Genomic DNA, 23,050 nt, shown 5'->3' on the forward strand with positions numbered 1-23,050 from the left:
CAAAATTAAAGAGAATTGTAATGGAAAGAACTATAGGAGATATTTAAGGAGTTATTAGATAATATGTTTTTTAGTATTTAAGAAGAGTCCCATGTATAAATTATTACATATAAAAATAAACGATTAGTCATTAAATAGAGAGAAGGACACTAGTTATTTGTATAAATGGAATACCGGAGAGTAGGAAATTAATATAAGTAGAGAGTGCAATCCTCAGTATTTCTTGAATGTTAATAAGCATTAAACTTTATATTGCAACACTTACAGGTGATGCTCCAACTGTTACTACTGTATTTACGGTATAGTCAACGGAGTTAAGAATAGTAACTGTGTTTTGTTCTGGCTGTGCAATATAGATGAATTTTCCATCAGGGGTAAACGCAGCGCTTTTTGGGCCATTTATGGAAATAGTGCCTGTGGATTGATGTTGTGCTGTATCAATAATATTGATTTCATCTGTAGTTTCTTCTCCTAGCAATGCTAAAGGTTGATTAGGTGAAAGAGCAAGGAACGAGTAGTAATATGCTCCAGTAAGAATATCCCCAATCTCTTGGAAAGTGGACAAGTCAATAACTGTAAGGGTGGTCCCAGACGCCACCAACTCTTCTGTAACATAAGCGAATCCGTCAAGCAAGCTGATTTCTATGAGATTTGGATAATCGTTTGAAGTAGGACGTTCTGCTACAATTTCTCCTGTGTTTAGATCAACCTTTACAATACTCCAAGTCGTATAATTTACGACGTAGGCGTATTGTCCATTCGGATCAATTGCTATACTTGAAAATCCATAACCTCCAAGCGAGATAGTATTAGAGATGGTTTGAGTTAAGAGGTTAATAACAGTAATGCTCATTGAACCAGTTAAAAAATTTAGTATATACGCAAACTGGTTATCCGGAGAAAACCCAATATCAATTGGGTCGTTTATCGAGAAAGTAGAGATAATGGTAAGTGTTTCATTATTAATTGTAGAAACACTATTATCATTTGAGTGCAAAACTAAAGTGTATGTTTTGTTTGGACTAACAGCAACTTTAATTGGCTGATATGGAAGATTGATTACATGCTGGACAGTCTTTGTTGCTGTATTAATTACTGAAAGAGTATTATCATCTCTATTTGCTGTAAAAGCATAAATAGGAGGACTTGGTGGCACTGGTAAAACAGAGAGGGTGCCATTTAAGATAAATGTATTTTTATCTTGTGGCGTAACTGTTAAACTCTTAAGTTTAAAGCTACTAAAATCAAAGCAGCAATTCGAATCAATTGTATAATAAACAATCTGATTGATAGAGAATTTATGCCATTTAGAAAAAGCTGCATCTCCTTGTCCATATTGATTTTGAACAGGGGAAATACTAACAAGCATTGTAAGTACTCCATATATGCGAACACTGTGTACTGGATAGGAACCATCTGGTAGATCAGTTTGAAGAAGGCAAGGGTTCGGTGCTTGCAGCGTACATGGTTCAAATGCACATTTTAATCGGTTTGTATTCCAGGTGACAGCACCGGTATAATTCGTATCATTAATTATATATCCTTCAGGAGCTGTAATTAAAGCCTCAAAATCTACATATCGATTGCACGTACCTTGGCAAGGTAACATGTACTTCACTTCCTTTATCAAAAATTATGTGTTATTTCATGTGGTATATAAAGTTGATTACATACCGTATTAAGAAAAATAATTTTAGAACTTATGCCTTTTTATGAAATAATCATGTTTGAAAGGCATTTACTTGTTGATATGACATGCCAATAGGTGGCAATGCTCTATATTATGCTTCCTATTTTCTAATGCTTGTACATATCGTGGTTATTTTAATCGGGATAATATTTGATCCAATAATAGTAAAACACGTTGAGGTAAATATAAAATTGATCTCGATAGGTTAATGCTGATAAAGCGCTATTGAATTCAAAGAAGTCAAAGCATGAAAGGTGACACAGCGCTATGGCAGAAACGGAAATTGCATATGTACCACTAATAAGGATTGTGACGCTTAAGAGTGAGGGGGAGTAAGTCTAGAAAGCGATTAGAGTTTCCTGGTTTATTTTTCACATTAGAAGATTTTCTAGTTAGCAAGTCATATTGTGATTGAAATTACTTATGGAATAGATTTTTACGGAAAATAATAAAAATTCATGGACAAACAAGATATCGCCTTTATCTTTTAGTGTATACAAAAAGAAAATCGTAATTACCGGAACAGTTCGTTCTTTTTGTTTATATAATAATATAACTGAACTTTATTTATTGATAAGGAGTGGGATAATAGCTGCCTAAAATTATAGTTATTATGACTAGTTATTACAAGCCATTGTTTGTAGAGAAATCGATACGGAGCGTATTAAATTAGAATTGTCAACGTTCCGCAGTTTTAATTAACGAAGCATCTCAGCCAATTAAAGGTGTAAAAAGACCTGCACAAAAGATTACAAACAATGATCCATATATAATGGATCATTGTTCGACATGTATTGGGCTTCTATTTTGCCAATCGTTCAAAAAATAGGTTTCTTACTGGGATAAGAAACCGAATTTTATTGCATGAGGTATGCTATTTTTTTGAGATTGAATCATTTTTGGGTTTTTATCCGATAGATAAGATTTTAGATAAAAAATATATTAATTTAAATTCAATATATTTTTAGTTATTCGCGGAAGAAAAAAATGAATTTATACAATTATTAAACCATAAAGAACATGTAAGGAATTAAGAGAAGACTTAAGAAGAAAAAGAGGGTGAGACCTTGAGTGAAGTCTATTTGAAAAATTATTGGTTATTAAATTTAGAGTATATAAAGGTGTTTTCTGAATTAGTACATCATAACATTTCTTTACCTTTATTAAGTAATTTTTATCAATATTTAGAAGAAGATGTTAAAAGTAAGATGAAAAGTAAGGATTTTTATAAATATTTGTCTGTTGCACCAATAGAAGAAAAACAATTGCAGTCAGAATTTGAAAAATGGTTGCCTCTGCTTGAGCAAACGACAAAGAAAAGAGGATCAGATGGAGTCGTATTGCTTAATACTGATTATCTTCGTTTTTCAGCAGGTAATTTTTCGCATTTTAACCCTAAGTATACAAAAATATTAACAAGAGCAAAAAAAAGCGAGCTTTATGGTCTCCCTACGATTTGCACACTGGATTATACAAATAAAGTTCCTGATAGTTCTCATATTTTCATTGAAAAAGCTCAAAAAATTTTTTCAACATGTAAAGAACATCCGTTATTTTCTAATAAATTTTTTCAAACAAAACTACTCAATGATCTTCCTATCATGATTGAAAAAATTAATATGGCATATTTTATTTTTGAAGAACATGATATCTCGAGTGTGATTGTTGGTACAACAGAAGATATAACGAACCGAGTACTTACTCTTATCTCTAAAAGTAAGGGGATTCCAAGTTATTGTCTTCAGCATGGGGCCATAATGGGAGAAGAAGCGTTTTTTCCAATTTTCGCTACGAAACAGATTGTATATGGAGAGTATGAACGAGAGTGGTATTTTCGAAGAGGTGGAGCGGATTCTCAAATCGAGATATTGGGACACCCAAGATATGATGATATCTTTGAAAAGAAGCATTTAGAAAAAAAAGTACTTTGTAAGAAACTAAATATAGATACCTCTAAGAAAATAATCTTTATAGCAACGCAACCATTTAAAACCCAAGTTTATGTTGAACTAACAAAACAATTGATGAAAGACAAAAATATTACAGTTATTATAAAGCCTCACCCTTGGGAAAAAGGTCGTAATTTAGTGAGCGAATATATTCATTTAAGTAAGGTATACCCTAATGTCAAGTATATTACAACAGAAGTAAGTATTTATGATGTCATTTCTAATTCAGATCTTGTAGTTATCTCTAATTCAACAGTAGGATTAGAGGCTATGTTATTGGATAAACCAGTAGTCGTTTATAAATCTAAGTCAGAGGAGAGAGATTATAAATATTACGATGAATTAAGCTGGCTTGTAACTCATTCTATTGAAAATATGATACAGACAATTGAAAAGGTTTTATATGATTCTTCCTATTCTACAACTGCTAAACAATTAAGAGATTATTTCATACAGAAAAATTACCCTCAAACTACAGTTACTCAAAAATTACAAGATTTATCTCGAGGTATGTAAAAGTAAAAAAACTTTATAAAACGCAATGAATTCTACAGCTAAACATCTAAATAATCGTATGGAATAAGATCATAGACACGTAAAACGTCGTTTTGCTAGATCCTCAAGATTTCAAAATTCTCTTCAAGCCTCAAGTACAATAAAAGGAATTGAAGCCATTCATTCCTTATATAAAAAAACGGAGTCTTCAACCAAACTCCGTTTTTTCGATATGCAATGAATTATAGAAATTATTGCTGCCTGTATAAAATTTATTTTCTTCAACCACAGATCTTTTACATTTTAGTTAATTTTGCAACAGAACTAATATTTCCAATCTAGAACTTCGTCTGGATTGAAATTTCACTACAATATGAAATTTCTTGTGGGCCAAGATGTGTGGGAGAAGTTTGTTATTATGAAATCAGTGCGTTTCCTAATTTTTTTCTGATGGGAATGGCAATACAGTTCGCTCTTCTTTTGGTTTTGAAGTTAAAAGTGCATTAATATTTGTTAAGTAAGTAGTTTTTTGGCTTTGATACAATTAGATAATTATATCAAAATGGTTAAATGATTAAGTATTCTTATGAAAAAACAGCAATTTTTTATCGTTATTTTTCTTTTTAGATGGGTTTAACACCTGATCGAATGGTTCCAGTTGAATTTTATAAAAAACTTGCTTTACCAATAGAAGAGATCACAATATAAAAAAACCTCGATCTCAGCATTTAGTACTTTGGGATAATAGTAAAATATCTACTTATCTAGAATATCCCATGAGAAATTCCACCATCAATTGGAATAAAAGTACCTGTAATAGCACTTGCAGCATCACTAGCTAAAAAAGCTACAACATTACCAAATTCTATTGGGTCATTATATCTCTTCATTGGTAAATTTTTTGTGATTTCTAATTCGATATCTTCAACATTTCGCTTTTGTGTTTTAGACATTTCATTTAATAATTCTAATGCGCGAGCAGTTTTGAAAGAACCAGGTCCAACAGTATTAACTGTAACTCCATAACTAGCGTATTGATGAGAAAGAGTTTTAGAAAGAGAAGCTAGTCCAGCCCTATATATGTTTGATAAGGTAAGCATTTTTGAAGGCTCTTTTGCAGTAAGAGAAGAATTTATAATAATTCTTCCCCACTTACGAGAAGACATATCAGGAATTAATTGTTTAGTTAAATAAATGACGGGCAATAACAGATCATTGTGTGCTTTACAGAAATCTTCAATAGTTAAATCCTCTATCGTTCCAGCTTTAGGACCAGCCACATTTGTAAATAAAATATCAATATTCCCCAGTTGCTTTTTTCCTTGCATAATAAGTTTATTTAAATCCTCGATGCTAGTTACGTCGGATGGGATTGCTAGAACTTCTCCTTTACTACCAATATCACAAATTTCTTTTTTAGCTTTTTCTAATTTTTCACTTCTACTTGTAATAATTACATTATGTCCATCAAAGTATAATCTTTTAGCAACTGCTAAGCCAAGTCCATCAGAACTAGCTAACACTAATGCGGTACGTCTTTCAATTTTATTCATTAAATCTCCTCCAACATATCTTCATATAATTGATCATCTTTACTTACATCATATTTTAAAGTTCTACCTATAAAATTCTTAGCTTCTGAAGGTTGGGTACCTGTTCCAGGGCGCTTATATGTTAAATCACTCCATTGGATTTTTGTACCTTTAGTCATATCACTACAAGCTACCAAGGACCTACGAGTTAATATAAAATTTGCATCATCCGTATGCCGGCGCTTTATCGGCACACCCATTGCTTTTTTAATATTACGTATATCAGTTACAAATTGATTTAGTTCATGAGGATTAATAGAAACTTCATAGTCAGGTCTTTTTATTGTAGCGTCTAAACTGAAGTGCTTTTCTATAACGTGAGCACCTAACGTCACTGCTGCTAAGGAGATAGCTGTTCCTGCAGTGTGATCACAGAAGCCTACTGGATAATTAAATTTTTTTAGTGTCTCCATTACTCTAAGATCAACTTCATTAGGTGGAGTCGGATATTTAGTATTAGTTTGATATACAACGACATTTTTTCCACCTGATTTTTCAATCACTTCTAAAGCAGCTTCTATTTCAGATAACAATGCACTTCCAGTAGAAAGAAATATAGGTAAACCAGTTTTTGCACATTCAGCCAAAAAGGGATGGCATGTAATATCCCCGCTAACTATTTTAAGAAAGTCAGCACCTGACTTGACAATAAACTCAAGAGACTTAAAATCTACTACACAAGCCGTCGTAGATAATCCCAATCTATGTGCAGTATCAAACAATTCGATAATCTGTTCGTCTGATAATCTCCATTTATCCCAATCTAATTTGGTCTTAGAAGATTTTCTACAATCAATGTCATTATAGGCTATATGCTGAAAAGTAACTGCATCAGCCATACTTGAGTTGGCAACATCGACCATTTTTTTCGCCTCAATAAATGAACCTGCATGATTAATTCCGGCCTCGGCAATTACAAAAACTGATGAATCATCACCAATTAGCTTCCTATTAATATTAAATTTCTGCATCAGCAATCTGTCCTTTCTCAAGGTAACTACAAAATTGCAGCAGTTGTATAGAATGTAATTTCTTAATTGTATTTGTAAGGAATTGTTAGCAAGATTTTTTATTTAGAAATGTTTAAACAGAAGTGAAGTGTAAATAATCACATGCTATAGCAGCTGCAGTGTTTATTTAGGAGAAGATATACCTACCTCTCTTAAACATCATCTGGACCATTTGGATCATATTTTAAATCTTTCGCTTTTTTATTTTTCAACAACTTTAATAACGTATGAACCAAGAAACGAATTTAGAACGTGAAATAATTATTTTTTAAAATTATTATTGGGAAAATGGGAAATATTTGTTTTGATTTCCATCAGAGAAATATCAAGTAGTAGTTTTCCATTAATGTATTAGAGTGTGCAATCGCATCACCGTAGCATTCTTTAAGTGAGCTTTTAATTATTCGAGATCTAAAATCATTTGTACCAAATAGCAGTCACTTTCATATACTGGGCAGGATACTATTTACCTGCTTTATCCCGCTATTTGCGGTCAGTAAGGTCTGCCGTGTTGTACGAAGGAGCCTATAGGAACGAATTTGATTTTCGATTTCATAAGGATATAAAAGATAAATCCATTTTTTCTTTGTCGTATCGTACGTATAGAAAATGCCACAAATTCTATATACATTCGGCCCAAAAATTTCAGGCTTTATTCTCTTTACATCAACATTTTTATACGCAATCTTGATAACTAAAAATAAATAAGAAATCTTTATCATGTGAAGGAGAAGAGCTCCTCCTTTAAACGGAGTGAAGGTAGGGGCAGTTCAATGTAAATATATATTGTCATTCTGTTTAAAATATCTAACTAGCCTAAGTGGTTATTATGGAGGTGCTCTATGAAATTAGCATTAGGTACTGTTCAGCTGGGTCTTCATTATGGAATAGGAAATATAATGGGTAAACCTGATAGGGAAGAGGCTTTAAATATCATCAAATATGCTATAAATAATGGTATAGATGTGTTAGATACAGCGTCTTCTTATGGAAATAGTGAAGTTATTATAGGTGAATATGTCTCAAGCAAAACAACAGAAAAAAATTTTCAGGTTGTAACTAAAATACCTATGATTGATTCTGAAAATATTGGTATTGAGCATTTAGATAGCTTAATTGATAAATATATTAAACAATCTATGATGAATTTGAAAACAAATATTATAGACTGTTGCCTGTTACATGATTCTAAAAATATGGTTTCACATAATGGATATATCATTCAAAAATTAAATACATTGAAATTAGGGGGAGTAATCAAAAAGATTGGTGTATCCGTTTATACACCTGATGAAGTTAAGCGGTTTTTGGAATTTGATTGTTTTGATATGATTCAAGTTCCTTTAAATATATTTGATCAACGTCTAATTTGTTCAGGCCTACTACAAAAGCTGAAAACAAAAGGAATAGAAATACATGCTAGAAGCCCATATCTTCAAGGGTTGCTATTAATGGATACGGAAAAAATTCCCGATTATTTACAAATCGCTAAAAAACCAATAAAAGAATTTGAGTTTTTAGCTCAGGAATTCAATTTAAGTAGAGCGCAATTGGCTTTATTATTTGTTCGAGAATTGAAAGAAGTTGATAAGATTATTATTGGTTGTGAAACAGTAGATCAATTAAAAGAAAATATTCAAATCTGTAATTCACCTTTATTAGAAGAGAAAGTTCTTAATACTGCAAAGAAATTATTTAAGGATATACCTGAGATAATTATTAATCCGAACTTATGGAGGGTGAATAATGAATCAACATGAATTATTTAGTTTAAAAGGCCAGAATGCAATTGTTACTGGTGGATCTGGTTATCTTGGTTCTGCAATTTCTGAAGGGCTGGCTAAGTATGGTGCAAACGTTATGATAGTTAGTAGAAGCAAAGAAAAATGTATGAATTTAGCTGATCAGTTAAATCAAAAATATAATGTGAAATGTCAGGGATATGCTCTAGATGTTTCAGATAGTAAATCAATAAACCATACATTTGAGGAGATTTATAATTCAGATAATAAGATAGACATTCTTATTAATAATGCTTACTTTGGAGCAGGAAAGACTATTGAAGAAATGACAGAATCGGAGTGGGAAACAGGAATTGATGGTTCTATAAATAATGTGTTTCGGGTTACTAAAAAGGCATTACAATATATGCTACCGAAGAATAAAGGAAATATTATTAATATCTCTTCAATGTATGGTGTTGTTTCCCCAGACCCTTCTATTTATGGCGATTCAGGCTTTAATAATCCTCCGAATTATGGAGCAGGAAAAGCTGCTATCATACAGTTTACTCGGTATCTTGCGTGTCACTATGGTTTAAAAGGAATTAGAGCTAATTCTATCTCTCCAGGTCCATTTCCTAATACAGAAGTTCAGAAAAATAAAGAATTTATTCGAAATTTAAAGAAAAAAACAGCGCTAGGTCGTATTGGAAATCCCCAGGAATTACAAGGGTTGATTGTTTTTCTTGCATCTAATGCTTCAAGCTATGTAACGGGGCAAAATATTTGCATTGATGGTGGCTGGACATCGTGGTAAAACATCGCTAGAAAGTCAAGGATGTAACAAGAAACCTTTCCACTGAAAAAATCTTCTCATTTTATATAAGATGAGAAGATTTTTTAGTTATAGTGAGAATTTGACAATCTAGAAGTGAAAAGAGCCTTCGTTAATAATGTTATATTATATTGATAAATTTATCGTTACAAATACTTTGTTATTCTGTAAAATTCCCTAATTTTAAGGAAGTATTTGATATAGATAGAAGTCATTTCTCTTTATTGAGACTGACTTTTATTTTTGAGTTAGTGCAACTCATTGAAAACCTTTGTTAATATGATTTAGGTATTTTAAGAAGGTTATTTCCAAAATTGTACCAAAATTTTAATGGAAAATGAAAAAATACAATTTGTATCATGTTTATTTTTTGAAGCAATATCTCTTATTGGTACTATCCTCTTATATCATTCTTCTTGGTATTCTTTAGCTAAGTGAGAGGGGTATGATGAAATAGGAGGACCAATCTTAAAGAAGGATAAACTAGTTTTTGAAATTGGTATACAGTTCTTTAATAAATATAGTTTTTGCAATATGTCTTTATCTATTGGATGAAGCATGTAATCTGTCATTATGAAATAATTGTGATGATAGATAAATACTTTTCCTTCGGGTAGAATCGTGTAATGAGATAAATTCGGATAAATAGGTGGTCCATCTGAAAATTTATCTAAACTACTTTGTGAAACTTTAATAATTTCTTGATTTGAAAATTTTAATTTGCGAAATGCTATGGTGTTAATGAATGGACGTTTTTGATTATTTTCTATATAAAATAATTCTTCTTTTTCGTTTTGCACAACCCGTAGATTTGGGATTGATTCAGTAAGGGTTATGGGAGGACCTTCAGTATATTTGTAGATAAAGGGATCAGGGATTGAGACAATTTCATTTTGATTATATTTGAAGTAGGAAAGCATTTCTTTCGATATAAGCCTACGTTTATAATTATCAATTAAAAATACTTCACCTTGTGAATTGCTAAACAAAATACCATTTAAATCTTTGGAAGGGAGGTTAGCATATAAATTTTGGAAGGAAAATGGTGTTTTAAAAGTAATATCGAGCACTTTGTTAATGGGATAAAAAGGCTGGAATGTATTTAGGCGTTTCCAAAACATCGCATCTCCAACAAACCAATATAAAGGATTTGTATCCCAATATTCACAGTATTTTTCATAAACCTTTAATAATATTCTTCTAGTATGCATAACTGAACAGTGATCCACAACATTTGCAGCTGTATATAAAATTTTTGAAGCTTCTCTTACATATTCATGAATAGGTTGTAGATTATAATCAACATATTTTACGTATTGAGAAGAGTACACTATATCTATTTCAGGTTGTTTTTCTAAGAAAGATAACATTTCAGCTAATCTGTTTGGAACGTACATAGTATCGTCCGTTAAATAGCAAATATACTCCCCACGTGTTAATGGAAGTGCCTTATTGATGAGAGTTGCATATCTTGTGGTTTTATATCTCTCATTATCTTGTATAAAACTATTTTCATAATAAATTCGAGGGTCATCTAAATAATTTTTTATAATATTTATAGTTTCTGGACAAGAGTTATCATCCATAATAAAAAGTTCCCATTCTTTATAAGTTTGCATTAGAACACTTTCAATAACTTGATTAATTAATGATGGCTTATTATAGCTAGTAAGGATAATTGAAATTAGGGGTTGCAAAATCGTCACCTCTTCTGAGAATATTGAATGTTTTTTCTAGCGAAGTCTAATAGATAATAATAAACCTTTATTGATACATTCTTTTTTGTACTTGGATAGTTTATTACCTTTTCATAGAAATGGTATGGACTATAGTGGAGTAAAAAGAGATATATAGATAAATATAAACGCTGCTATAGACTTTAATATATATATAAATTTTTTTAAAAATTATCGGAACGGATTGTCCTTTCTGTTTATATAATAACGTAACTGTTTTTGTATTTGGTTATAAGGAGGAGAGGAATATTTGCCTAAAATTTCAGTTATAATGACAAGTTACAATAAGCCTACGTTTGTTGAAAAATCGATATTAAGTGTATTAAACCAAACTTTTCAAGATTTTGAGCTTTTTATCATGGATGATAATTCTAATGAAATGACCCAGAAGGTAATTCAACCATTTATAAATAAGGAAAATATACATTTTTATAAAAGTAATGTGGCCCATATTTCTGAACGGACAAAAAAAGTCAGATATGCGGCTCTAATTAATGAGGCTCTTAAGCATGCGAAGGGGGAGTATATTACTTATATTACTGATGATAATCAATATGAAAAAGAACGACTCAAAAAGATGTCTAGTTATCTTGATGTGAATAAAGATGTTCAAATTATTTATTCTGCATCAAAAACGATTCATCTAGATGAATCAGATTTGCCTATTAAAACTGTTGAAAGAGCTGCCAAAAAAATTACTAATAATGCTCCATGTACAATTGATCATTGTTCTATTATGCATAGAGCCTCTGTTTTACCGATTCTTGAAAAAAGGTGGAATTCTTACTGGGATGAAGATCCTCAATTTTATCGTATAGGAGATGCACGCTTTTTTTGGAGATTAAATCATTATTGGGATTTTCATCCTTTAGATGAAATTTTAGATATCAATTATATTACTTCACATTCAATACATGCGCAGTTATTTGCAGAAGAAAAAAATGAATTTGTACAATTATTACCACTACAAAGAACATGTAAAGAATTAAGAGAAGACTTAAGAAGAAAAAGAGGGTGAAATGTTGAGTGATATCTTTTTGCAAATTACTGGGCGATAAATCCAGAATATATAAATGTTTTTTCTGAGCTAAACCATTATAATATCCGTTTGCCATTACTGAGTAATTTTTATCAATATTTAGACGATGATGTAAAAAATAATATGAAAGTAAATAATTTTTATAAACAACTGTCCATTGAGCTAATAGAAGAAACGCAGTTGTAGTTAGAGTTTGAAAAAAATATCTTTATTTCAACCAAAGATAACTCCTTAAACAACCTTATATTTTCAGTTTTCAATGAGCAACCTGTACCAAAAATTTAAAACAGCATCGTATGTTTTGCTATTCAAAAAGCTAATTTTTCTCCCACCTATTTGTTGGTGCAATAGCACTACATACAAATTGAGAAGGGAGTTTTCTTGACTAAAAATTATTTCAATCAGAGGAGGTATGCATTTATATGTTTTTTAAAGATAAAAACATTTTAATTATTGGTGGAACAGGAACAATTGGAAAGAGCATTCTTTCTAATATTCTAGAAGAAAAGCCAAAAGTTGTAAGGGTTTTTAGTAGAAGTGAATATAATCAATTTTTATTACAAGAAGAATTCAGGGAAAAAAATCGAAATATTCGCTATTTAATCGGGGATATTCGCAATTATGATCGATTATTTAGTGCGATGGAAAATATTGATTATGTGTTCCATGTGGCAGCGATGAAGCATGTTTCTTTTTGTGAATATAATCCGTTTGAAGCTGTTTTGACCAATATTTTTGGAACACAAAATGTAATAAAAGCGGCAATTGCTCAGAAAGTAAAAAAGGTAGTTTTTACAAGTTCTGATAAAGCGATTTCACCAACAAATAATTACGGTGCGACAAAATTGACTGCTGAAAGATTGATTACGTCAGCGGAATATTCAAAAGGTTCAAGTGAAACGATATTCGCAAGTGTTCGTTTTGGAAATGTTATGGGGTCAAGAGGTTCTGTTATTCCCTTATTTGAAAAACAAATTAAAGAAAACCAAAAAATAACTGTAACGGATCTTAGTATGAGTAGATTTATGATGACACTGACCCAAGCAACTATGTTAACAATTGAAGCAATGAAAATAGCAAAGGGTGGTGAAACTTTTATATTAAAAATGCCAGTTATTTCATTAAACGATTTAAGTGAAGTGATGATAGAAGAAGTTACAAAGTTATATGGATTGCCCAAGGAGAATATTAAAATTGAAGAAATTGGGTTAAAACCTGGTGAAAAAATGTATGAAGAACTTATGACACATGATGAATCTTTACAGGCTTTTGAATTACCAGATATGTTTATCATTCCTAGCCCATTAAAAAAGGGTGCTCAATATGAAAATGCAAAAAGGGCGAAGGCAGGGTTTTACCGTTCTGATAATCAAAATGCTATTTCAAAAGAAGAGCTTAGAAATTTAATATTAAACCAGAAACTATTAACAGGAGGGGAGAAACTATGAAAATATTAGTAACTGGTGGTGCAGGTTTTATTGGTAGGTGGGTTGTAAAGAGATTATTGCAGGATAAGCATGAAGTATGGATATTAGACAACTTAGCAAATTCAACTACTGCAAATATTACCGAGTTTGCACACGATCTAAATTTAAAACAATGCATTCAAGGAGATATTAAAGATAAAAAATTAGTTGCTCAATTATTTGAAAATAATTCATTTGACCTTTGTTATCATTTAGCAGCGAGTATCAATGTTCAAGATAGTATAGATGATGCTAGAACAACTTTTGAAAATGATACAATTGGTACTTTTAATTTGTTAGAACAATGTCTTAAGTATAATGTCAAAATGGTCTTTATGAGTACTTGTATGGTATATGATAAAGCCACTAAAATGCAGGGAATATCAGAATTAGATCCTATTAAACCAGCTTCTCCATATGCTGGGTCAAAAATTGCTGCTGAAAACATGGTTTTATCTTACTATTATGCTTACAAGCTGCCAGTTGTGGTTATTCGTCCATTTAATACGTATGGCCCATTCCAGAAAACTGGTGGTGAAGGTGGGGTTGTTGCTATTTTTATAAATAATAAATTAGATAATGTACCACTAAATATTTATGGAGATGGGAAACAAACGAGAGATCTTTTATATGTTGAAGATTGTGCGGATTTTGTTGTGGCGGTAGGATACTCTTCAAAAGCAAATGGTCATATTATTAACGCAGGAACAGGACAAGATATATCAATTAATAAATTAGCAGAATTGATTTCAGGAAATAAAGTAAGTATTCAACATGTAACTCATATCCATCCACAAAGTGAAATTCAAAAATTATTATGTAACTATGAAAAAGCAAAAACAATATTGAGTTGGGAACCGAAAGTTTCTTTAGAAGATGGAGTTATTAAAACAGAAGAGTGGATTAAATCTTTAAAAAGTAACCCTAAGGAGAAAGAATAATGGTAAGGGAAATTCTCGGTATACATGGAGGAAAGCCTGTTAGAGAAACAAATTTGCCATATGGTCAACAACAAATTGATGAACATGACATTCAGGCGGTTGTAGATGTATTAAAAGGGGATTTTTTAACGACAGGGCCAACGATTCAACAGTTTGAGGAGGCTCTAGCAAAATATGTGGGAGCAAAATACGCTGTTTCTTTTTCAAATGGTACAGCTGCTCTGCATGCTGCTTGCTATGCAGCTGGCATAACTGAGGGAGATGAGATAATTACAACTCCAATGACATTTGTAGCAAGCGCGAATTGCATATTATACCAGGGTGGAAAACCAGTATTCGCTGATATTGACTATGAAACATACAACATTAGTACTAAATCTATTGAAGAAAAGATTACAAACAAAACAAAAGCCATCATTCCCGTACACTTTACGGGCCAACCTGTAGAGTTAGATGCAATAATAAAAATTGCAAGAGAAAATGATTTAATTATCATTGAAGATGCAGCCCACGCATTAGGAGCCACATATAAAAATAAAAAGATTGGTTCAATTGGTGATATGACAATGTTTAGTTTTCATCCAGTGAAACATATTACTACAGGAGAGGGTGGGGTAATTACTACAAATAATCCACTGTTTTATGAAAAACTTGTTCAATTTCGTACGCATGGAATTGAAAGGAACCCTCAAAAACTTCTTGAAAATCATGGGCCTTGGTATTATGAAATGCAATTCTTAGGTTACAACTACAGAATAACAGATATACAAGCTGCTCTTGGCTTATCACAGTTAAATAAATTAGACTCTTTTATTAAGATTAGAAAGAAATATGTAGACATCTATAATAAAGAATTTAGTTGTCTATCTGAAATCATCATACCAAAGCAATTGCCCCAAACCGACTCAAGTTGGCATCTTTACATTATTCGTTTAAATACTAAATTATTAAAGGGCAATCGAAAAGAAATTTACGAGGCATTACAAAAAGAAAATATCGGTGTGAATGTGCACTATATACCCGTATATTTACAACCGTTTTATCAAAATTTAGGTTATAGAAAAGGCCTTTGTCCACAAGCAGAAAACGTATATGAGGAAATCATTACGCTGCCTCTATTTCCTAAAATGACAGAAGCTGATGTATGGGATGTAATAAAAGCAGTGAGAAAAGTTATTTCGTTTTATAGAGTTACTAAACATTAAGTGAAAGGGGTGTTATTAAGATTGCAAAATCAAAAATTGTTAAAAGCTGTTACAAAAGTTGATATTAAAAAAGGAGAGATTATTACAGCTAATAAAGTAGCTATGGAACTAGATGTTGTTGAAAATGCACTGAACCAGCTTGAAGCAGAGGAATTGTTACCTCAGATAGCTTTATATAATTTGTCTGCAGGTACCCCATTATCAAAAGAGGTTATGGAACCTCCAAAAGTAGTAATAATTGTACTTTGCCGGTTAAAATCTACTAGGTTACCTTTAAAGGCATTATTACCAATAAATGGAATTACTTCCATTGAAAGATGTCTTATAAATACATTAGCTATTCCAGGAAAACATCAGGTCATACTTGCTACTTCAGATATAGCACAAGATGATCCTTTGGAAAAATTTGATTTAGACGGGAAGGTTAAAATTTTCAGAGGTGATCCAGAAAATACTGCTGATCGCATATTCCAAGCTGCCAAACAAGAAAATGCAAATATTGTAATGCGGATTACAGGAGATTGCCCAGTTGTGTCACCAGAAATCAATACTTTTTTACTAGATGAACATTTGAAAAGCGGTGCAGATTATACACAAGCAGAGTTAAGTATATTTTTACATTAGAGGCAATCGAACGATTGCTACAAACCCAAAAAACTTTAACCTATGCAGAATACCTTCCGTTGTATTTTGTAAATAATCCCCATTTATTCCAAGTCAATATAGTAAAACTCCCTCCTCCATTTCGTTACCCTACTTGGAGGCTAACATTAGATGAACAACCAGATTTAGATATGTTCAATGAACTTTATAAAAGTCTGAATGTAAAATCTAAACCTTTATTTTTTCATCAAATAAAAGATTACATCCTAGGAAATCCTGAACTTATTCAAATCAATAGTCATGTGAAACTAAAATATATAAATCAAAAATCGTTAGTAGATGAGTTAAATAGAGAAACAAAATTATAAATTAATAAATTAATAAATTGTAGCGCTTTTAGTGAGGAGGGAGTAACTTGCTTGAGAAAAAAATTGCCTTTCGCGCCGACGCATCTATTGAAATAGGGACCGGTCATATTATGCGTTGTTTAACACTTGCCCATGAGTTACGGAGTAAAGGTGCTCAGATTTATTTCATTTGCCGTAAGCTGCAAGGTGATCTGCAGCAATATATTTTAAATAAGGGATTTCATGTGTTTTTATTAGATGCAGATGGTGAAAATACGAATTTCTCAAGTACAGTACACGGGAGTTATTTGAATTGGCTAAAATATCATTGGTTTGTTGATGCACAACAGACCAATGATATTTTGTCGCAACTTCCCAAGTTTGATTGGTTAATTGTTGATCATTATGGATTAGATAATAAGTGGGAGACTGCTTTAAGAAAAACTGTAAGAAAGATTATGGTAATTGATGATCTTGCAAATCGAATGCATGACTGTGATTTATTACTAGATCAAAATTTATATGATAACCTTAATACTCGCTATAAAGATTTATTACCAGAGCAATCATTAGTGAAATTAGGACCTAAATATGCCATATTACGACCAGAGTTTCATGCTGCTAAAAAATTTTAAGAAAAAGAACAGGCGAGATTGAACGCATTTTTGTATTTTTTGGGGGGCATGATGCAACGAATGAAACATTAAAAACATTAAGAGCTATACAAAATATAAGTAGCGATACTTTAAAAGTAGATGTAGTAGTAGGAAGTCAAAATCCCCATAAAGAAGAGATTGAATCTTATTGCAGGAGTATTTCTAATGCCTCGTTCTATTGTCAAATAGAGAATATGGAAGAGTTTATCGTACGAGCGGATTTAGGGATAGGAGCTGGTGGCACAACCACATGGGAACGCTGCTTTCTTGGATTACCTTCTATAACAATTACAACTGCTCCAAATCAAATTGAAGTAACCCAGGCTGTGTCGAAAGCTGGTGCTACATGGAATATTGGTACAGCTGAAAGTGTTTCGGATGAAACGATTACGAAATGTCTAAGCAAGCTTTTATCAAATTCTAATATAGTGAAAGAAATGTCTAATAAGGCTCTTTCTATACAGTGCGCCAGTAATTCAGATGAAATAGCAAAAATTATTTTAGGAGGATAGCATGTTAGATATAGGGGATTTTCAATTGAAAAGTTTAGAAAAGAAAGATTTAGAACTTATTTTAAAGTGGAGGAATACAAAAGAAATACGTACGGTTATGTATGAAGATCATGAAATTACAATAGACGAACATTTAAAATGGTATAAAAAACTAGAAATGGATGATACAAAAATTGCAAGATTATTAATATATAAAGAAAAACCAATTGGATTTGTTAATTTTACAAAAATAGACAAAATGAATCGGACTTGTTATTGGGGATTTTATATAGGTGACAAACAAAGCGTAAGACGTGCTGGAACTGTATTAGGTTTATTAGCATTAGATTTTATTTTTGAAACAAAAGGCATACAAAAAGTGTGTGCAGAAATATTAGAATTAAATCGGATTAGTTTAAACTTTCATCAGAAACTTGGGTTTGTAGAAAATGGAAGATATGTGAACCATATTTGCAAGGGTAATGAATATATTGATGTCATTAAAATGACACTGTTTTATGAGCAATGGATGGAAAGGAAAAAAGCTATAAAAAAAGAACTTGAAGGTGAAAAACATGACTAATGTATATATCGGTGGTAGAGAGATTGGCAATAACTCGCCACCATTTATCATTGCAGAAATGTCAGGGAATCATAATCAATCATTAGGTAGAGCATTGCAAATTGTAGAAGCAGCTGCAGAGGCTGGAGCACAGGGATTTAAAATTCAAACATATACACCTGATACAATGACTTTAAATATAGAAAATGGTGATTTTTTAATTCAGGATACGAACAGCTTATGGAAAGGTAAATCACTTTATCATTTATATAAAGAAGCATATACACCATGGGAGTGGCATAAACCAATTTTTGATCGCTGTACAGAATTAGGAATGATACCATTTAGTACGCCATTTGATGAAACTGCTGTAGATTTTCTAGAGTCATTAAATGTTTCTTGTTATAAAATCGCATCTTTTGAAAATACTGATATTCCCCTCATACGTAAAGTAGCTGCAACAGGAAAACCAATAATCATTTCGACAGGTATGGCTTCAATTGCTGAATTAGATGAAACAGTAAGGGCTGCAAGAGAAGAGGGATGTAAAGAATTAATTCTATTAAAATGTACAAGTACGTACCCTGCATCACCAAAATCTACAAACATAGCTACCATACCTCATATGAAGGAGTTATTTAAATGTGAAATAGGTTTATCTGATCATACACTTGGAGTAGGGGTATCTGTAGCAAGTGTTGCTTTGGGGGCCACAGTAATTGAGAAACATTTAACACTCTCGAGGTCTGACGGAGGTGTAGACGCTGAATTTTCAATGGAACCCGCTGAATTTAAATTATTAGTAAGTGAAACTGAAAAAGCATGGGAATCTTTAGGTAATGTATATTATGGACCAACTAATTTAGAAAAAGACTCTTTAAAGTTTAGAAGGTCATTATATGTTGTAGAAGACATAAAAGCGGGAGAGGTATTCACGAATGAAAATATTAAAGCCATTAGACCAGGTAATGGCTTATTACCAAAACACCTATCCAAAATTATTGGAAAGAAAGCGAGTAAAGATATCAAAAAAGGAACACCTATTTCATGGGATTTAATTTGATAGAGTATACTGAAATACTAATAAGAATTCATTTCAATTATATAGTAGCAAACATGTTAGCTTGTGTTAACCGACATGTACCTCCTATCTATTTGTTGGTGTTAGTACACCTGCAGGAAAATTAAGGAGGGAGTCTTCTGACGGGAAAAGATAAATTAAAATGCCTTTTCATAAAATTGAAAAGGCATTTTAATTTATTCAGAATGATTATAAAAGAAAAGAAATTTTTAATTTAATAAATCAATTAAGTTGTGATCGTAATATAGTCGTTATAAAATTGATTCTCTCATGAAAAGTATGTTGTGTAATAACTTTTGTGTGAATTTTTTCGATCATTAATCCTTTTGAAATCGTATCATTCAAATGAAGAGATATCTTATTTAAACAATCATTAAAGCTGTTATAGGATATAATTTCATCTTTATTGAAGAAAGATGAAAGATCAGATTTTTCTTCTATAATTTGAAAGCCTTGGCAAGCGGCGATATCAAATGTACGATTATTAATGGTATTACTTTTTACTCTATTTTTATTTTTATTCTGTGGAAACATATAACTACGATGAGGATTTAATATGAGACTAGCGTTATTATAATAGAACGCAACTTCTTGAGGTGGAATCCATTCTTCTATAATCTTAATTCTTCGGTGATTTTTCCATTTTTTAATTAACTTATTTCTCCAATGTTGACCAATAACAGTATAGTGATAAGGAGTTTTTTCCAAAAGAAACTGTATCAATTTTACTCGGGTTGGATAAGGGTATCCAATGAACAATACTTCACTTTTATATTTTGAATTTTTTAGACCAGGTTTAAATACATCTATATTAGTTGCTAATGGTAAGTGATATACATTGGTATATCCTAAACTTGTGTAATATTTAAGTGCTTCACTATCGATAGTAAATATAAAATCAAAGTTATTTAATAGAAGAAGAGAAGTGTCTATATAAAATGGGTCCTCAGTTAACCAGACAGCTAATTTAATGTTCCTTTTTTTAAAATATTGAATGGCTATTTGCGGTAGATGATTACCTAATAAGGTGAAAACAATATCAGGATGAAACGTTGTTGTAATGAAATCTAATTGCTCTATTAATTCACTCGGCTGTACTGCTAACCATTCGAAATTTTGATTGATAAGTGTTCTCTGTATGCTTTGATCTAGATATTGATAGATTTTTGAGTAACCAGAAGTAATGTATAAGAGTTTCATATTTCAATCCCTGCTTTAGGTATAAAATATATTATGAGCTAAACGTAACACTTTCTATTTCTTTACAACTGATCTTAGTAATACTTATAGTAGGAGGAGTAAGTGGATTTTCCTCTTCTAATGTGACGATACAAGTATTAGGGTTAAAATTTGTAAAAATAGCAGGTCCAATAATATTTCCAGATTTACCAGTCACAGTAACGACTTCGCCTGGTTGTAAATTTTTAAAAATACTACATACTCCACCTGAACAACGGAATAAATTACATAAGAACAAATTTGTCCCTCCTTTAAACAATATACTGTATCATATGAAAGTATGTAGAAGGATGTGTAGACAAGTAACCCTTAGAAGGGGAAAAAATTAAATTAAAGAAAATTATTGAAGTGATAGATAAAATAGAATAATACATTTGTGATTATTCTGATTAGATTTTTTCATAAAAAAGACATTCATTAGAATGTCTTTTTTATAGATTGAACTAGAACCATTTAAATCATCTTAAGGTGTGGTTAAAGTAACGCTTTCTATATCTTCACAACTTATGAATATAGTATTGGTTGAAGAGGGGGTCAGCACATCTTCTTCTACCAATACCACCGCACAAAGATTTGGAAAGAACAGTGAAAAAGTAGCAGGTCCAATAATTTGACCTGATCTAGTAGTAACTGTAACAACTGTACCTGTTGGCCATGAAGAGAATAAAAAACAAGCTAAACCTTTACAATTTGCCATATTAAATCCTCCTAACTCTAATTTCAAATAATGTAGTAAATTCCAAACATCTTATAGGGTATGTGGTAGCAGTATAAAGTGCTTGGATATTCGTTCATGATCAACAAGATCACTGTGAAATACTACTATACACACGTTTAAAAGATAAAAATGGTAAGGAGGTTTATGAAGGAGATATTGTATGATTTAGTAATCAGTTATTCAAAGTTCCAAATGATATGGATCGGAATTATGGGGTGGGAGATAACGAGTATATCGAGCTATGCTATATGGTATTTGATTAGGATGAGATAGAAGGCTTAAGTTTTTGGTAGCATTTATGGGAATCCAGAGTAACTAGAAAACTAAATAAAATTCTTATTTGCACGACACGTTTCCTTATAAGTGTGCAAACACGAAATAGGAGGGTTATTAATTTGATGACAACAACTGTTTGACTGAAGGTAGGAATGGAAACACCGCCAGGTTGAGCTTAAACTACTTATCTAATACTCCTACATGCAAGGCATGATAATAGTCACAAATTGTATGAAGCTAGGTGAAGTTAGCTGAACAAAACCTAAGTGAGAAATCATATGGTAATGGATAGGTCGGGATGCTACAAAATATCTATGGTGAGAATGTACGGCTCTAAAGGATTAATACATTAGAAATGTGTATGTCGTTAATGACGATGTTATCTACCGAAAAGTAAGAGTAAATGATATGAAATTCGGAACATCTAACGATGAGGATGTAAAGATAACAGGCTTACAGCAAGCACCTAAGGATATATGTATAGCTAAGTCAATCGGAACGTGGTAAGCAAGAAAATGTCACTAAAGCCTACTAGAAGACAGGTGCATATACGGTTCTAACGAACCGAAATTGATTTGTTCTTGTGAAGGTGGGGACACGTATCAACGAAGCATGTAACAAATGTAGAGGGATAGTCCCTAGTCTTATTCGTTGAAAACTAAATCAACTATATGTAACTCACAGGATCGAGTAAGATGATGGGACCTTTCGTAAGAAAAGGGAATGAATACATCGGTGAGTACAATATTGTTCGTAATCTAGTTGCTCTAGTATAAAAGGATAAGATGGGACGCTGTATGCAATGAAAGTCGCACGTACAGTGTTAAGCCGGGGAAAAGATGGAGATAACTTCAAAGTTATATATCGCAACGATATCTAAATTGTATATGTAGAAAGGAGCACCTAATTAAAGTGCTCCTTAGGAGATTGATTATAAATGTCTGTTCATTAACTATTATTATGTTTATTTTATCAAATGGTGAAAAACTTGGACAAAAACTTCATTTTGCACACCAAAGCAGCTAGTTAATAAAACTAACTGCTCGTTGTACAAAAGAAACGCTACGCTTACAGAAATAGTTTGTAACTTTAAGTTGTAGAAATAGTATCAACAGGGTTAAAAATATTATTCGGAAATGAAAGGTAGGAGATGAATTGGCTTCGAACAAGGGATTGCAGGAAGTCATCTTAATTGTTCGACATACAGAAAGTGTTACTCGACTACCTATCGAATGTACGTTTGGTGCATAATAGTCATATACCGAAATGGAGGTGAATCAAATAATGATGAATAAAGCCTATAAGTTTCGTATCTATCCAAATCAGGCACAAGCAATTCTAATCAACAAAACGATTGGATGTTCTCGCTTTGTATTCAATTATTTCCTATCCTTATGG

The 23,050-nt window shown here is 31.8% G+C and carries 18 protein-coding genes and 5 pseudogenes; 16 read left to right on the forward strand and 7 right to left on the reverse strand.

Going from position 1 to position 23,050, the window contains the following annotated elements; all coding sequences use genetic code 11:
• Positions 1-247 precede the first annotated feature (247 nt).
• Positions 248-1,609: a YncE family protein gene (locus MR167_RS03700; protein WP_242313958.1), complete on the reverse strand. Its 1,362-nt coding sequence runs from the start codon at positions 1,607-1,609 to the stop codon at positions 248-250.
• A 778-nt stretch (positions 1,610-2,387) separates the two neighbouring features.
• On the opposite strand from MR167_RS03700, the pseudogene MR167_RS33610 reads away from it, so the two are divergent.
• The 3 genes and pseudogenes from MR167_RS33610 to MR167_RS33615 all read left to right on the forward strand — a co-directional run.
• A pseudogene (locus tag MR167_RS33610) lies at positions 2,388-2,753 on the forward strand (glycosyltransferase family 2 protein); the annotation flags it as partial.
• A 4-nt stretch (positions 2,754-2,757) separates the two neighbouring features.
• On the forward strand, positions 2,758-4,155 hold the full coding sequence (locus MR167_RS03705; RefSeq protein ID WP_000005859.1) for a CDP-glycerol glycerophosphotransferase family protein: 1,398 nt from the start codon (positions 2,758-2,760) through the stop codon (positions 4,153-4,155).
• A 34-nt stretch (positions 4,156-4,189) separates the two neighbouring features.
• Positions 4,190-4,382: pseudogene (locus MR167_RS33615) on the forward strand (DDE-type integrase/transposase/recombinase); the annotation flags it as partial.
• Positions 4,383-4,898: 516 nt separating this feature from the next.
• Here MR167_RS33615 and MR167_RS03710 read toward each other — a convergent pair.
• Both MR167_RS03710 and MR167_RS03715 read right to left on the reverse strand, forming a co-directional pair.
• Positions 4,899-5,687: an SDR family oxidoreductase gene (locus tag MR167_RS03710; RefSeq protein WP_001033154.1), complete on the reverse strand. Its 789-nt coding sequence runs from the start codon at positions 5,685-5,687 to the stop codon at positions 4,899-4,901.
• Positions 5,687-6,697 carry an N-acetylneuraminate synthase family protein gene (locus tag MR167_RS03715; RefSeq protein ID WP_001168998.1) on the reverse strand — a complete coding sequence of 337 codons (1,011 nt, stop codon included), beginning with the start codon at positions 6,695-6,697 and terminating at the stop codon, positions 5,687-5,689. Before MR167_RS03715 ends, MR167_RS03710 begins: the two co-directional genes overlap by 1 nt.
• 881 nt (positions 6,698-7,578) lie before the next feature.
• On the opposite strand from MR167_RS03715, the gene MR167_RS03720 reads away from it, so the two are divergent.
• The gene (locus tag MR167_RS03720; RefSeq protein WP_000761598.1) at positions 7,579-8,496 is read left to right on the forward strand and encodes an aldo/keto reductase; all 918 of its coding nucleotides are present in this window, start codon (positions 7,579-7,581) and stop codon (positions 8,494-8,496) included.
• Entirely contained in the window at positions 8,483-9,274 is a 792-nt protein-coding gene (locus MR167_RS03725) for an SDR family oxidoreductase (RefSeq protein WP_001071530.1), read from the forward strand. Before MR167_RS03720 ends, MR167_RS03725 begins: the two co-directional genes overlap by 14 nt.
• Positions 9,275-9,699: 425 nt before the next feature.
• Here the strand turns inward: MR167_RS03725 and MR167_RS03730 are convergent, their stop codons facing one another.
• The gene (locus MR167_RS03730) at positions 9,700-10,989 is read right to left on the reverse strand and encodes a glycosyltransferase family 2 protein (RefSeq protein WP_001182747.1); all 1,290 of its coding nucleotides are present in this window, start codon (positions 10,987-10,989) and stop codon (positions 9,700-9,702) included.
• A 289-nt stretch (positions 10,990-11,278) separates the two neighbouring features.
• Here MR167_RS03730 and MR167_RS03735 point away from each other — a divergent pair, with 289 nt between their 5' ends.
• The 9 genes and pseudogenes from MR167_RS03735 to pseI all read left to right on the forward strand — a co-directional run bounded on the left by MR167_RS03735 (position 11,279) and on the right by pseI (position 19,401).
• Positions 11,279-12,046 carry a glycosyltransferase family 2 protein gene (locus MR167_RS03735; protein ID WP_001124413.1) on the forward strand — a complete coding sequence of 256 codons (768 nt, stop codon included), beginning with the start codon at positions 11,279-11,281 and terminating at the stop codon, positions 12,044-12,046.
• Positions 12,047-12,050: 4 nt separating this feature from the next.
• Positions 12,051-12,250: pseudogene (locus tag MR167_RS03740) on the forward strand (CDP-glycerol glycerophosphotransferase family protein); the annotation flags it as partial.
• 239 nt (positions 12,251-12,489) lie between these two features.
• Positions 12,490-13,515, forward strand: coding sequence for an SDR family NAD(P)-dependent oxidoreductase (locus tag MR167_RS03745; protein WP_000465152.1), 1,026 nt, complete (start codon positions 12,490-12,492; stop codon positions 13,513-13,515).
• Positions 13,512-14,474, forward strand: a complete 963-nt coding sequence (locus tag MR167_RS03750) for a dTDP-glucose 4,6-dehydratase (protein ID WP_242313960.1) — start codon at positions 13,512-13,514, stop codon at positions 14,472-14,474. The genes MR167_RS03745 and MR167_RS03750 overlap by 4 nt, the downstream gene beginning before the upstream one ends.
• Positions 14,474-15,679 (forward strand): UDP-4-amino-4,6-dideoxy-N-acetyl-beta-L-altrosamine transaminase, encoded by a 1,206-nt coding sequence (pseC, locus tag MR167_RS03755; protein WP_242313962.1) that lies wholly within the window; start codon positions 14,474-14,476, stop codon positions 15,677-15,679. The genes MR167_RS03750 and pseC overlap by 1 nt, the downstream gene beginning before the upstream one ends.
• A pseudogene (locus MR167_RS03760) lies at positions 15,680-16,650 on the forward strand (cytidylyltransferase domain-containing protein).
• A gap of 47 nt (positions 16,651-16,697) precedes the next feature.
• Positions 16,698-17,797: pseudogene (pseG, locus tag MR167_RS03765) on the forward strand (UDP-2,4-diacetamido-2,4,6-trideoxy-beta-L-altropyranose hydrolase).
• A gap of 1 nt (position 17,798) precedes the next feature.
• The gene (gene pseH, locus MR167_RS03770) at positions 17,799-18,359 is read left to right on the forward strand and encodes a UDP-4-amino-4,6-dideoxy-N-acetyl-beta-L-altrosamine N-acetyltransferase (protein WP_242313964.1); all 561 of its coding nucleotides are present in this window, start codon (positions 17,799-17,801) and stop codon (positions 18,357-18,359) included.
• The gene (gene pseI / locus MR167_RS03775; protein ID WP_242313966.1) at positions 18,352-19,401 is read left to right on the forward strand and encodes a pseudaminic acid synthase; all 1,050 of its coding nucleotides are present in this window, start codon (positions 18,352-18,354) and stop codon (positions 19,399-19,401) included. Before pseH ends, pseI begins: the two co-directional genes overlap by 8 nt.
• Before the next feature lie 240 nt (positions 19,402-19,641).
• Here pseI and MR167_RS03780 read toward each other — a convergent pair whose 3' ends face one another.
• From MR167_RS03780 to MR167_RS03790, 3 genes are all read right to left on the reverse strand, one after another.
• Positions 19,642-20,619 (reverse strand): CgeB family protein, encoded by a 978-nt coding sequence (locus MR167_RS03780; RefSeq protein WP_000772277.1) that lies wholly within the window; start codon positions 20,617-20,619, stop codon positions 19,642-19,644.
• A gap of 31 nt (positions 20,620-20,650) precedes the next feature.
• Positions 20,651-20,896, reverse strand: a complete 246-nt coding sequence (locus tag MR167_RS03785; RefSeq protein ID WP_242313968.1) for a CGEA protein — start codon at positions 20,894-20,896, stop codon at positions 20,651-20,653.
• Between the two features lie 225 nt (positions 20,897-21,121).
• On the reverse strand, positions 21,122-21,355 hold the full coding sequence (locus MR167_RS03790; protein WP_001262458.1) for a hypothetical protein: 234 nt from the start codon (positions 21,353-21,355) through the stop codon (positions 21,122-21,124).
• A 119-nt stretch (positions 21,356-21,474) separates the two neighbouring features.
• Between MR167_RS03790 and MR167_RS33620 the strand changes: the two genes are divergently transcribed.
• Complete coding sequence (locus MR167_RS33620) at positions 21,475-21,540, forward strand: YopX family protein (RefSeq protein ID WP_098298235.1); 66 nt, start codon at positions 21,475-21,477, stop codon at positions 21,538-21,540.
• Between the two features lie 1,393 nt (positions 21,541-22,933).
• Positions 22,934-23,050 (forward strand): helix-turn-helix domain-containing protein (locus MR167_RS03795; protein ID WP_242313976.1); only part of this gene is annotated, 117 nt, incomplete at its 3' end.

Origin of the sequence: Bacillus cereus group sp. BfR-BA-01355, from assembly GCF_022663675.1 — a bacterium.
Taxonomy (GTDB): domain Bacteria; phylum Bacillota; class Bacilli; order Bacillales; family Bacillaceae_G; genus Bacillus_A; species Bacillus_A thuringiensis_S.